We start from the raw sequence: 12,231 nt of genomic DNA, 5'->3' as shown, positions 1-12,231 counted from the left end.
AAACGTTCTGATGGTCAGTTGCATGGGGTTTTGAATATGATGGAAGAAGGAAAAGACTGCGCGGATATTGTTACTCAATTATCAGCGGTGCGCTCCAGTATTGATCGTGCGATTAGTTTAATTGTTGCTGAAAATTTAGTAGAATGTGTACAGGATAATATCAAAAATGGTAGTACTGGAGAAGAAAGCGTTGAACAAGCAATTCAGTTATTAATGAAAAGCCGTTAAATTAAAAAGGTTATAGCTTGGATTGTTTAGTTCGCCAGTTGAGTGTCAACGTATCGAAACAGAGTTTTTTATTAAGGTAATTTAGTGAAGAACATTACAGGCGATGATTGTTCAGTTTATCCAAGATAAGAAGGTTGCCGCGTTGGGGGACTCCAGAAGAGCCGGTAGATCCAGTGGCCCCTGAAGAACCAGTTTAACTTCAGAAGTAAATAAGGCATTAAATTTAAGCCCAATACTAACCTGATAAAAACACTTATTACTCTCTTTCCAATTAGGTAAAATGGAAAGAGAGTTTTTTGATTTGTCCGAAGACTAGAACATTTAGGAATAAAAAAGTAAGATAGTGCACTTATGTCGATTAGGGGTGTACCCATAGTTCGCAGTAAGGAATATTCATTTTTTAGTGTTGTGAATGTAAGTTGTAAGTGTCGAATAAATAGTTGTAGACAAGAGGTATAAAAGATGAAAGCTGATGATGTTGATGGCTATAGAGAGTTTGATATACCCCTTAAAAATTCTATATAAATTTAAAAAGGAAATTAAGAAATTTTATATTGTGATTTAGGATAGTAAGTGCATAATACTTATGCATATATTATTAATTCTTATAGGTATAGTCATACGTTTGCTCAAGCAGTTCTCCCGAAAATGCAGATATAAATAGCCGTATATCCTGCACTATTTTCGCAAGTATACAGCTATTTGGGAAGAGTTAAAGCAAATACTAATAAACTATGGCTGAAATAATTTATCTGGATTTGATAAAGCCCATCGGAAAGATGTATCAATCAAGATGCCAGATCGAGTTGTTTTTTAAGCACATCAAACAACGTTTGACTATTAAAACGTACTATTCACAGTCTGAACAATGCGTGGAGAATCAAGTGATTCTTGCGATGATTGTCTACTTACTGACGTTACTGATGAAACTGGAATTACGCTTGAAATCAAGCCTCTTCACTATTTTGAGACAAATCAGAGCGTTACAGTATGAACCGTTTGCGTATTTCAAAGAATCGTTCGCACCTGGTTAAGTGAAAGAGAGTATAAATGGACTAATCCACAACTGAATAACCCTAAAAATTTCTGGAAAAAGTCATCCCTTGCGCCAGCAATTGACTTTTTTGGAAATTTTAACGAAAACCATTTGTGACGAAAGTAACAATCTATGGAAATCATTTATTCTAAGTTTTATGCAACACTAGTGATATTTGATATAAGAATCGCCAGCTTCATCCGGTTCTCCTATTTCATCGGACAAAACAGACTGCTCGTATATAGCAACACTTGTTTCAGAAGAAATGGTTTCCATTGGTCTTCTGTCTACGTTCGATTCAATAAATAAGACTTTGGGTATGAGTAATTTAATCAAAACCGTCCTTATGAATCTACATAAGGACGGTTTTTCTGTATTGAAATTTAATTATTTTTAAGAGGCTACTTTATCATTTACTTTACGATATGCATTACTTCTAACTGCTCATCAATATTTTCCTGATTAACACCGGCTTGTAATAAAGCAGCAGCGGTATATGACCCTTCAACAACTGGAACATCGTATATTTTAATTGTTTTATCGCTCATTTCCATTGCCATTTCCAGGTTCATTTTAGCACTACCTAAGTCATAGAAAGCTAATAAGTTTTTAGCTGAGCTATTATTAATCGCTGCTAAGGCTGTATCAAAACTTGTTCCTATTTCTTTAATATCGACTCCGCCAACTACTTGAACATCAACATCTGCTGCAACCTCTTTAATTAGACGATGAATTCCTTCAGCTATTTCATAGACATGAGAAACAATAATAATCCCTGTTTTTTCCATTATTCTGTCTCCGCTCTTAACATCGTGTGAAATAATAATCCTGAAGAATAAGCACCTGGATCGATATGGCCGATGGAGCGATCACCAACATAAGATGCGCGACCTTTTTTCGCTTTCAATGGCTTAGTGGCTTCAACAGCTACGTCAATCAATTCATGCGTTAATTCACCATTTTCAACAGCTTCTACAACAGCTATCCACACATCCACCATCGTTTTATCACCTTGTTCTGCTTTTCCACGCATTTGAATGTTTTCTAAGCCTGTTTTTAAAATCTTGGCCCATTCTTCACCAGCTGTTTCAGCTTTCATCATTCCCATAAATGCCGATCCATAAAGTGGCCCAGACGCCCCACCTACTTTACTTAATAAATTTGTTGTAATTAATTTTAGTAACTCATTTAAAGTCTCTGGTTTTTGTTCTTCAATCGCCTTAACCACATGCGCCATCCCACGAGACATGTTATTTCCATGATCGCTATCTCCAATCGGTGTGTCTAATTGGGTTAAATAGTCTTTTTCATTTTGAATTTTTTCATTGAATAATTCCATCCAACGAATTCCCATCTCTATATTCATTAAAATACATTTCCTTTCAGTTTTTAAAAAATTTACCAATTAATAGTATCAACAGTTGCTTTTAAGGCTTCCAGATAGAAGTCATCCTCTAGACGAAGTAGAGTTAAAGATAAACCTTGCATCTCTAATGATGTCATCAGATTTCCTACCTTTGAGAATTCAATCTCCAACTTATTATCTTTCATTTGTTTGTGAACATCATTTGCAAATACATATTGCTCCATTAGAGGTGTTCCACCTAAACCATTCACGATAATTGCAAAGCGATTGTTTGAATTTGCTTCAAATTCTTCTAGTAATTTTGTAAGTAATTCATCAACTAAATCTTTTGAAGTTTGTAGCTTTTCTCGCCGGTATCCAGGCTCGCCATGAATCCCTACTCCGTACTCAATTTCGTCATCCGCTAATGCAAAACTTGGTTTACTACTTCCTGGCGTAGTCACTCCCGTTAAAGCTAAACCAACAGTTTTCATATTGGGAATTAAATTTTCAGCTAATTCTTTAATTTCTTCAATTGACTGGCCTTTTTCAGCTGCATAGCCTAATATTTTATGGACAAATATAGTACCTGCTACACCACGTTTTCCTTGTGTGTAGAGGCTGTCTTCGACAGCGATATCATCATCAACTACAATACTATCTACTTTAATTCCTTCCATCTCTGCGAGTTCCTGAGCCATCTCAAAGTTCATAATATCTCCTGAATAGTTCTTGATGACTAAAAATACACCTTTACCCTCGTCCGCTACTTTAATGGCTTCTAAAATTTGATCGGGCGTTGGAGAAGTAAAAACGGCTCCACAGACAGCTGCCGACAGCATTCCTGCTCCGACAAACCCAGCGTGCGCAGGTTCATGACCGCTTCCACCGCCTGAAACAATAGCCACTTTTCCCTTTTTATCGTGGGTTCGTTGTATGATTCCTGTTTCAGGAACTCTTTTAATTAATTCTGGATGGCTTAGCACCATTCCATCAATCATCTCATCAACAATATAATCTGGATTATTTAAAATTTTCTTAATCATGTCTATGTCTACCCCTATCTTAGTTTTTCAGTTTATTTATTTTTTCTTTATAGTCTCGACCAATCGCATCAGCTGCAATAATTGCCTGTGCAACAGCTTCAACTGTTATTTCAAACGGCATTGAGTGGATCGATTCTTCTGGGATACATGCTTTTTTAGCTACTTCTAAAATTTCATCATATTTCACTTCTTCAACATCCAAATCAGCTAAACATACTGGTAATCCAACAGAGATACTAAAATCTAACAGTTCGTTAATTTCTGATTTTGGTGCATTTTCAAGGACTAACTGTACAAATGTTGTAAAAGCAACTTGCTCCCCATGGTAGTAATTTCCTGGGCCATCTAGAACAGTTAAACCATTATAAATCGCGTGGGATGCTGCTAATCCTGCTGATTCAAAGCCTAAACCAGATAATAAAGTATTCGCTTCCACAATGTCTTCCAAGGCTGGAGTGACAATATTATTATCTGCCGCAATCTTTGCATCATAACCTTTTTCAAGAATGATTTCCAAACTTTTTTCGGCTAATGTCATGGCTGCAATGGTTCCTTTGGCTGGCCCTGTTGCCCCTGTATGATAACCATTTGGTAAACCAGCATTCACATTAGAGTTTGATCGGCGGGTTGCTCTCGCTTCGTAATAAGTAGCTAGGGTGTCTCCCATTCCCGCAACTAAAAATCGGCTTGGCGCTTGCGCAATAACTGTTGTATCCATTAGGACTACATCTGGGTTTTTAATAAAATAAGCATAGTCATCAAATTGATGATCGGCTGTATACAGTACAGCGGAGTGGCTCGTTGGTGCATCCTGAGCGGCAATCGTAGGACAAACAATCACATTGTGCCCATTTGAAACCACTTTAGAAGTATCAATCGCTTTTCCTCCACCTAAACCTACTATGACATCTGTCTCGTTTTCTTCTGCTATTTTTTTCAAGCGCTCGACTTCATCTCGTGTAGCTTCTCCACCAAAATCTGCGCGATACAGTTTAACATTAAATTTCTCTGCCGTCTTATCTAATTTATCTTGTACTCGATCAATATCTTCTTTATTTCCGATAACAAGGGCTGATTCTCCTAAAGATTGAATATAGAATCCTAAGTTTAATAATTCGTCTTCACCTTGAACGTACTTACTTGGACTAATAAATGCTTTTCTCATTGTCATTCCTCCTATATATAATTGAAGCGCTTTCTTTCTTCTTGAATAAATACTATCAAGTAAGCGTTGTCATCTCAACAGACAAAACTTATACTTTGTCCGCTTTGCTTTATATTTTCTGTAACGTATACTTGAGATAATAAATTACTTGCCACTCTTTAGTGAAAGGAGTCTAAATAGATGGAACAAGAAACTAACACGAAAAAAATTATTGCTTTAGCCTTTCAAGAATTAACAACTAAAATAACAATCGAGAAAATCTCAATCTCTGATATTATGAAGCAAGCTGGTTTCCGTCGCCAAACTTTTTATGATTATTTTGACGATAGATATGATTTAGTTACTTGGATTTTCTATTGGGAGTTATATGAATCTATTTATCCGATTAAGACTTGGGAAAATTGGGAGGATATTTTGTGGCATCTATTAACTTATCTCGAATCAAATAAAATTTATTACAAAAAGATTTTTTTGAATATCAAACTAGATTCTTTTAAACAGTACTTTATTTACTCGATTAAAAATCTAGTTAACGAGTTGACAAATGATTACTTTAAAGATCAGACTCTTTCGCAAGATGAAAAACAATTAATCCAAACAGCAACTGATTTTTATAGCTATGGTTTATCTGAAAGCCTTTATCATTGGGTATTAGAGAATTGCGGACCAAACAGTCAGAAGTACCATGCAATGCTTGTCAAACTTGTAAAATACCAATTACAAATTGATTAACAATTTATTATTTTTATAGAATAAATGGAGTGATAAAAAATGGCAGAATATATACTTTCTATTGATCAAGGAACAACTACGACTCGTGCTTTTATTATTGACCGGAAAGGAAATTACATAGGAACAGCTAGTCAAAAATTCCAACAAATTATTCCAAATCCTGGCTGGGTAGAACATGACCCGAATGTCATTTGGCAATCTGTTTGTAATGTAATAGAAGAAGTTACCCAGAAATCAGGAATTAGTTATTCTCAAATAAAAGCACTTGGAATAAGTAACCAGCGTGAAACGACCGTTGTCTGGAATAAAATAACAGGTAAACCAATTTATAATGCAATTGTTTGGAATTCTAACCAATCTTTGAATATTATTAATCAATTGAAAACCGATACAAACGAAGAGTATATTCATAAAAATACTGGACTTGTTATGGATCATTATTTTTCAGCAAGCAAAATTCGTTGGATTCTAGACCAGAACGAAGGAACACAAGCAGAAGCTGAAAAAGGAAATTTACTTTTTGGAACAATTGACAGTTGGATCATCTGGAAATTAACTAAAGGGAAGTTACATGCTACTGATCATACCAATGCATCTAGAACGATGCTTTTTAATATTCACCGTTTAGAATGGGATAATCACTTACTCGAACTCTTTAATATTCCAAGAGCCATGCTCCCTAATGTTTATCCAAGTTCTTTTTATTATGGTGAAACAGATCCAAGTTTTTTTGAAGGAGCAAAAATACCAATTAGTGGGGTAGCTGGGAATCAGCAGGCTTCATTATTTGGCCAGCTCGCTTTCCGATCTGGACAAGTTAAAAGCACTTATGGTCAAGGGACATTTATTGTTATGAATACTGGCTCCAAAGCAAAATTATCAAATAATCGTTTACTGACAACGATTGCTTATTCAATAGACGGCCAAATTAACTATGCTCTCGAAGGTTCTGCTTTGATTTCTGGAAGTGCAATTGAATGGCTGAAAGATGGCTTAGAATTATTTGAGAACATTGAAGATTCTGAGACTTTAGCTCTTCAAGCAAATGAAGAATCTCCTGTCTATGTTGTTCCAACTTTTCGAGGAATGGGAGCTCCTTATTGGGAACCTGATGTCAGAGGAGCTGTTCTAGGAATGGATGAACATACTGGAAAAAGAGAACTTGTCCTTGCTACATTTGAATCTTTAGCTTATCAGGTTAATGATATTATCGATTTAATGGAATCAGAAACAGAAATTGAGCTTGATATTTTACATGTTGATGGTGGGGTTGCTCAAAACAATTTACTTATCCAATTTCAAGCTGATATCCTTAATAAAACGGTAACTCGTGTTGAACGTTTAGAAACGACAGGTTTAGGTGCTGCCTATCTTGCTGGATTAGCTGTTGGCTATTGGAAAGATTTAAATGAATTAAAAGCTTTAGTGTCTGAGAGCGAAATTTTCCAACCAAATATGGCTCAAATAGAGCGAATTAAAAAATTAAATGGCTGGCATAACGCTCTTAAGACTGTTCGATATTATACCCAATTAAATCTTGACTAGTTTTTCAATCTTTACTAGATAATTTGTGAAAATATAATAGGAGTTCAATGAGATCATACAACTTTCTGTAAAAAATCCATTTATATCTGTAATCCAGCTAAGAAAAACATTTTAGTCATCTACTCATTTTGACTCTACTATCGCAAGTCATTAAAAAAGACTATGGATTTTAAAATAGATTCCATAGTCTTTAATGTTAAAATATTAATTTTTTCATTTTTTATTTAATTTACACGATTCTTTGTATCTCCAGTTTTTATGACTTCAAGAGTAGAATCTAACCCAATATTCATAATGTTACGCACAGACACATCTGTATAGTAAGCAATATGTGGGGTGAATACTACTTTTGGATGGTCTAGAAGACGTTGGAACAATTCATCATCAATTCCAGTCTCACGATTATCCGCTGGAATATATGGATCTTCGTTTTCATACGTATCCAAAGCAGCGCCTGCAATTAGGCCATCATCTAAAGCTTTGAGTAATCCTTCAGTATCCACAATAGCTCCTCGAGCATCGTTGATAAAATATGCAGTTGGTTTGAATTGTTTAAACATTTCATAATCAAATTGATGGTGATTATCAGATGTTGCTGGAACATGTAAAGTCACCACATCTGCTTCTTTTACAACCTCTTCAACACTGTCTTTATACTCTAAATATTTTGTCGCCACGTCATTTGGATAAAGATCATAACCGATTACTTTAGCACCAAAACCTTTAAATAATTTTGCTGCGACTCGACCAATATGACCCGTACCAATAACTCCTACTGTCATTTCACCAAGTAATCCTCCACGAATGCCTGGTTGCCAGCGGAAGTCACCTTCTTTTGTTCTTTCTTCAATTTCATTAACTTTTCGAATTAACATCAAAGCTTGAGTAATTACGAATTCAGCAATTGATTCTGGTGAGTAGACAGGTACGTTACTTATAATAATGTTATTTTTAGTTGCTTCGTCTAAATCATAGTAATCATACCCCGCGCTTCGCTGTGCAATTTGTTTAATTCCATACTCGTTTAATTTTTCATAAACTTCACTCGAAACTTTTGTGTTTTGACTTGTTGTTACCCCATCAAATCCTTTTGCAAAATGAACATTTTCTGGAGTTATTTGGCCGTCAATAATTTTCACTTCTACATTATTATCTTTTGACCATTTTTCAACAATAGGTAATTCTTCTTCTCTTACTTGATAAACAGCAATTTTAGTCATGTAATCTCCTCTTTCTAAAAGATATTAGTATCCATCTACAATACATTTAAACACATCATCACTGTAAAAGCTCATGCGTGTGAATAGATTATACGTTACAAATGCTATAGCTAATGGAACAACCAAATATTTAACAATAAGAATCACTAGACGAATCATAATATTTTCTTCCATAAAACTGAAGCCAGTAATTGCTCCTTATAATCCTATAATACCAAATCTATCTGAAGCTGTTGTTCCTTGAATTTTGAAGAAGCAAATTATACTAGTCAATGCTTGCCTACTCCACTGACAAAATACATGTTTAAGGATTTCAAAGTTGATTTGTATTATACTAAATAAAATTAAGTTGGATAGGAGTCAGAAAATGGAACATACAACTACATATATTTCTTCTTATGATGGGCAAAAAATATTTTTACGTATATGGAACCAAGTAGAAAAACCAAAAGGAGCCGTTCAAATTATTCATGGAATGGCTGAACATTCTGCACGATATGAAGCGTTTGCACTTTTTTTAAATAAACAAGGTTATATTGTTTATGCGGATGATCATCGTGGTCATGGACATTCTTTGACGGAAGAAGAAGTTTTTGGCTATATTGGTGAGGATGGTTTTCAAAAAATTGTTAAAGATGAACAACTGATTTCTGAGTTGATAAAAAAGAAATTTCCAAAGCTACCTTTATTTGTTTTTGCTCATAGTTTTGGGTCATTTATCGGGCAGGAGTATATCATTCAAAATTCTGAAAAAATAGATGGAATGATTCTTTCTGGTTCAGCCAAACAAAATGGATTGGATGTAAAAATGGGAAGAATATTAGCTACCTTTCAAAATACTGTATTTGATGATAAAAAAGAAGCCAAATTGATTGATCAATTATCTTTTGGGTCATTTAATAAGAAATTTAAAAAGCAGCAACCAACATCTAGTTGGCTAACAAGAGATGCTAAAGTTGTGGAACAATATGAGAAAGACGAATTGTCTGGTTTCGTATCTTCGATAAATTTTTACTATGAACTCTTCCATGCTTTTAAATCGTTATATCAAACTAAACGACTAGAAAAAATTGAAAAGGATTTGCCTCTTTTAATTGTTTCTGGTGATATGGATCCTGTTGGTAAGTATGGCACAGCAGTTCAAGCATTATATGAGCAATATGTTCAATTAGATTTGGAAAATGTAACACTTAAGTTATTTAAAGATGCTCGGCATGAGTTAGTAAATGAACTAAATAACCAGGAATTTTTTTCTTACATCAATGATTGGTTGCATCAGCAGATAGAGAGCAATTAAACCTCAATTATTGGGGTTCACTACATTTCTGAGTACTCGTTCAACCTATCTATTATTCAAAAACTGGCTTATCTCTTCATTCTTAGTTTCTGTGTCAATATCTAATTATCTTTGCGTTGTTTCTAAACTTTGATAGTCAAGTGCGCTCTGAATCGTAGTTAGACTTACACAATTTGATGCTAATTGAGTTGCAAAATTACTACGTATACCGTGGGTTATTACAAGCATATCATATCTTTTATTGTATTTATTCAACCTTTTAGCTATGTTTGAATGCTTCGTGGGGCATTCTCAAAAGGTAATCCGTTTGTTGTCAAGAATAGAAATGCTGTATCCATTTCATTTGCTTCCAAGACTTTTTTCCCACATGTGTAACTGTGTCACCATTTCCTCAAAGATTGCTGGAATAGGCTTAGTTGTACCAACTCGCCCTTTCATTATTGTAGCTGATACATTTATGACATTATTCTTAAAGTCAAACATATCGTATGTGAGATGTGACATCGTACCAGCTCTCAGACCAGTTTCGTATACTATCTTGATAAAAACGTAGTCTCTGAATTCTACATAGTCATCAGCATTAAGATGGTTGAGTAGCGTGCTAATATCGTCTGTTTTTGATTCTTTTCGAACATCTTTTGTTTTGGCGATAGTAATATCTTCCCAAAACACTGTTGCAATATAATTTCTTTTGTACATCTCTTTCAACACTGGACGTATATTTTTAAGTCTAATACTTCTTGTGTTGTTTGAAACGTCTCCCAAAGCTAAATAATTGAGTAATACGTCCCGATTTATAGATGTGCATGAGCTTATAAAACTACCATAGCTGTTTATCATTCGTTTAAAGTGATAGTTGTAATCCCGTATTGTTCGCTCACTTTTACCCATGACTCTCATCTCTTCTGTTATTTTAATCAATGCGATGTCATATGGCATAAACTCTGTTCTCTTACTATCTGTTTTTTCATACTTTGTTGGCGGTTTATGGTTGTAGTTTTTTGACATATCAAAATTCTTCCTTTCTATAAGTATGTAAAAAAATATACCCGACAATATACTAATGGAATTCCATTAGTATACTGGGGGTACATTGGGGATATAAAACTCAAAAGTTCTAATCCCTAGCGCTATAAACCTTGATAATATATATTTTAACAATGGAGATGAGGAGATTCGAACTCCTGTCCAAATATCTCGTCACTTACGAATCTACGTCAATAGTTTATCCATTTAAAGTTTGGCTCACTGTTAGCCGATAAACGGGCATCGCAGTTCGCGAGTCTGGTCATCTCTTATTTAACTTGCAGACGGAAAGTTAAATCGTATCCCACTGAATTTGAGACCGGTATCTGAGCACATGGGCGATGCCAGGCCGATCTTCACCCGCAGTTCTTAGGCTGCTAAAGCGAAATTATTGTTTGTATTGTTTGCAGTTATATTTAACTGTAGCGTTTTTAGGAAGTCGCTGCCTTCCTGACGCATCATAAGTTCGAACAATACCTGTCGAAACCAAAACATCCCCGCTATGATACAAAATTATTATAGCAACTTTTTCTATGAATGTCAAACTTAGTCAGTGTTATACCCTACCTTAGTCCTTTTCTAAGACAAATTTTTCCTCAGTAACTTGAATGATTTCTTGCGCATTATAACGTACTTCTTTCATTGATACTTGCCCTTCTCTATTGATAACAATCGCAGTCGTAGAAACTGTCCCAAAGTCTGGGTTACTTTGGATGAAGATGGACGAATGTTTCAAGGCAACCTCTTTCTCTAATGCTTGTGGATAGTCTTTCAAATCTGGGTTAGGCGTTGTATCTTGAAATAAGCCAATCAAGTTGTCTAATTCTGGTAATGCCTCCTTAGCGAGAGTCTCAGCTAAGACTGCTTCGGATTTAAGTTGGCGATACTTGGACAGATCATCCTTCGTATTACTAAGGCTGTGAACTTCTTGATTATAAGGTTTGAATTCATCTCTCACATTATCATATCTGTACAAGTCATCGATTGTCCCAAACAACAGATGATAGCCTTCATACTTCTTGCGGTCCGCCCGTAATTGCCTAACGTAATCTAAGACACTAACTTCACTCGTTAGAAAATCAGTAATCAGTCCCCCACGTGATATAGGGTCAACTGGAACATGCTCGGTGAAAGGTTGGTTGGTTAAAGCAGCAAAGCGCCCCGTCGTTGTGATAGCCAACCAAGTACCACCAGCTTTCATATCACGGCCCCCAAGAATAGTTGGATGATCCTTCCAAAAATGAATGGGCAAACTTTCCCTTTGATAAGCTTCATCCCGATTAGCAATTAATACAAATGGCGCTTGAGCACCTTCTTCGTTTCGAAAAGTTATTAAGCACATGTTATCTACCTCGTCTTTAACTAAATATTTCTTTTAACTAGTATATCATTCTATTCGTGAATAAGAATCTATATGCTTTTTTTCTTTTATATGAAATATAATAAAATAGTCTACTACTTTAGTATACGCCGATTGTAAAATTAAGCTAGACAACTAAAACAGCCATTTGTGGTACACTCAACTTGTAATTCCGACCAAAGAATACAAAGGAGTGACCACAAATGACCTACACCCATCTTACCACGGATG

The 12,231-nt window shown here is 35.1% G+C and carries 11 protein-coding genes, 1 other RNA gene and 1 pseudogene; 5 read left to right on the top strand and 8 right to left on the bottom strand.

The window, feature by feature from the left end:
- On the top strand, nt 1-228 hold a 228-nt coding region (locus ACEN31_RS09775), incomplete at its 5' end, for a metal-sensitive transcriptional regulator (RefSeq protein WP_407109304.1).
- A 734-nt stretch (nt 229-962) separates the two neighbouring features.
- The gene (locus ACEN31_RS09770; RefSeq protein ID WP_407109303.1) at nt 963-1,262 is read left to right on the top strand and encodes a transposase; all 300 of its coding nucleotides are present in this window, start codon (nt 963-965) and stop codon (nt 1,260-1,262) included.
- A gap of 415 nt (nt 1,263-1,677) precedes the next feature.
- Here the strand turns inward: ACEN31_RS09770 and dhaM are convergent, their stop codons facing one another.
- From dhaM to ACEN31_RS09750, 4 genes are read right to left on the bottom strand one after another with little or no spacing between them, the layout of a single operon-like run.
- Nucleotides 1,678-2,052 carry a dihydroxyacetone kinase phosphoryl donor subunit DhaM gene (gene dhaM, locus ACEN31_RS09765; RefSeq protein ID WP_407101524.1) on the bottom strand — a complete coding sequence of 125 codons (375 nt, stop codon included), beginning with the start codon at nt 2,050-2,052 and terminating at the stop codon, nt 1,678-1,680.
- Entirely contained in the window at nt 2,052-2,630 is a 579-nt protein-coding gene (dhaL, locus tag ACEN31_RS09760) for a dihydroxyacetone kinase subunit DhaL (protein WP_407101525.1), read from the bottom strand. Before dhaL ends, dhaM begins: the two co-directional genes overlap by 1 nt.
- 32 nt (nt 2,631-2,662) lie before the next feature.
- On the bottom strand, nt 2,663-3,652 hold the full coding sequence (gene dhaK / locus ACEN31_RS09755; protein ID WP_407101557.1) for a dihydroxyacetone kinase subunit DhaK: 990 nt from the start codon (nt 3,650-3,652) through the stop codon (nt 2,663-2,665).
- A gap of 22 nt (nt 3,653-3,674) precedes the next feature.
- A complete protein-coding gene (locus ACEN31_RS09750; RefSeq protein ID WP_407101526.1) occupies nt 3,675-4,820 on the bottom strand; it encodes a glycerol dehydrogenase in 1,146 nt (381 codons plus the stop codon).
- A 180-nt stretch (nt 4,821-5,000) separates the two neighbouring features.
- Here ACEN31_RS09750 and dhaS point away from each other — a divergent pair, with 180 nt between their 5' ends.
- Both dhaS and glpK read left to right on the top strand, forming a co-directional pair.
- A complete protein-coding gene (dhaS, locus tag ACEN31_RS09745) occupies nt 5,001-5,552 on the top strand; it encodes a dihydroxyacetone kinase transcriptional activator DhaS (RefSeq protein WP_407101527.1) in 552 nt (183 codons plus the stop codon).
- Nucleotides 5,553-5,591: 39 nt separating this feature from the next.
- Entirely contained in the window at nt 5,592-7,097 is a 1,506-nt protein-coding gene (gene glpK / locus ACEN31_RS09740) for a glycerol kinase GlpK (RefSeq protein ID WP_407101528.1), read from the top strand.
- Between the two features lie 224 nt (nt 7,098-7,321).
- On the opposite strand, the gene ACEN31_RS09735 is transcribed toward glpK, so the two are convergent.
- Nucleotides 7,322-8,317, bottom strand: a complete 996-nt coding sequence (locus ACEN31_RS09735) for a D-2-hydroxyacid dehydrogenase (protein ID WP_407101529.1) — start codon at nt 8,315-8,317, stop codon at nt 7,322-7,324.
- A gap of 367 nt (nt 8,318-8,684) precedes the next feature.
- On the opposite strand from ACEN31_RS09735, the gene ACEN31_RS09730 reads away from it, so the two are divergent.
- Nucleotides 8,685-9,614: an alpha/beta hydrolase gene (locus tag ACEN31_RS09730; RefSeq protein ID WP_407101531.1), complete on the top strand. Its 930-nt coding sequence runs from the start codon at nt 8,685-8,687 to the stop codon at nt 9,612-9,614.
- Between the two features lie 105 nt (nt 9,615-9,719).
- Here ACEN31_RS09730 and ACEN31_RS09725 read toward each other — a convergent pair.
- The 3 genes and pseudogenes from ACEN31_RS09725 to ACEN31_RS09715 all read right to left on the bottom strand — a co-directional run bounded on the left by ACEN31_RS09725 (nt 9,720) and on the right by ACEN31_RS09715 (nt 11,982).
- A pseudogene (locus ACEN31_RS09725) lies at nt 9,720-10,454 on the bottom strand (tyrosine-type recombinase/integrase).
- 318 nt (nt 10,455-10,772) lie between these two features.
- Nucleotides 10,773-11,139: a transfer-messenger RNA gene (gene ssrA / locus ACEN31_RS09720) on the bottom strand.
- Nucleotides 11,140-11,208: 69 nt separating this feature from the next.
- Nucleotides 11,209-11,982 carry an NRDE family protein gene (locus ACEN31_RS09715; protein WP_407109302.1) on the bottom strand — a complete coding sequence of 258 codons (774 nt, stop codon included), beginning with the start codon at nt 11,980-11,982 and terminating at the stop codon, nt 11,209-11,211.
- Nucleotides 11,983-12,231: the final 249 nt, after the last annotated feature.

The sequence above is a fragment of the Ruoffia sp. FAM 26255 genome, from assembly GCF_045528525.1.
Classification (GTDB): domain Bacteria; phylum Bacillota; class Bacilli; order Lactobacillales; family Aerococcaceae; genus Ruoffia; species Ruoffia tabacinasalis.
This window is presented reverse-complemented; position numbering and strand designations above follow the sequence as displayed.

Bases quoted from the DNA above. Each gene is read 5' to 3' on its own strand.
- ACEN31_RS09730 (WP_407101531.1), top strand. From the start codon at position 8,685: ATGGAACATACAACTACATATATTTCTTCTTATGATGGGCAAAAAATA.
- dhaL (WP_407101525.1), bottom strand. From the start codon at position 2,630: ATGAATATAGAGATGGGAATTCGTTGGATGGAATTATTCAATGAAAAA.
- glpK (WP_407101528.1), top strand. From the start codon at position 5,592: ATGGCAGAATATATACTTTCTATTGATCAAGGAACAACTACGACTCGT.
- dhaS (WP_407101527.1), top strand. From the start codon at position 5,001: ATGGAACAAGAAACTAACACGAAAAAAATTATTGCTTTAGCCTTTCAA.
- dhaM (WP_407101524.1), bottom strand. From the start codon at position 2,052: ATGGAAAAAACAGGGATTATTATTGTTTCTCATGTCTATGAAATAGCT.
- ACEN31_RS09715 (WP_407109302.1), bottom strand. From the start codon at position 11,982: ATGTGCTTAATAACTTTTCGAAACGAAGAAGGTGCTCAAGCGCCATTT.
- ACEN31_RS09735 (WP_407101529.1), bottom strand. From the start codon at position 8,317: ATGACTAAAATTGCTGTTTATCAAGTAAGAGAAGAAGAATTACCTATT.
- ACEN31_RS09770 (WP_407109303.1), top strand. From the start codon at position 963: ATGGCTGAAATAATTTATCTGGATTTGATAAAGCCCATCGGAAAGATG.
- ACEN31_RS09750 (WP_407101526.1), bottom strand. From the start codon at position 4,820: ATGAGAAAAGCATTTATTAGTCCAAGTAAGTACGTTCAAGGTGAAGAC.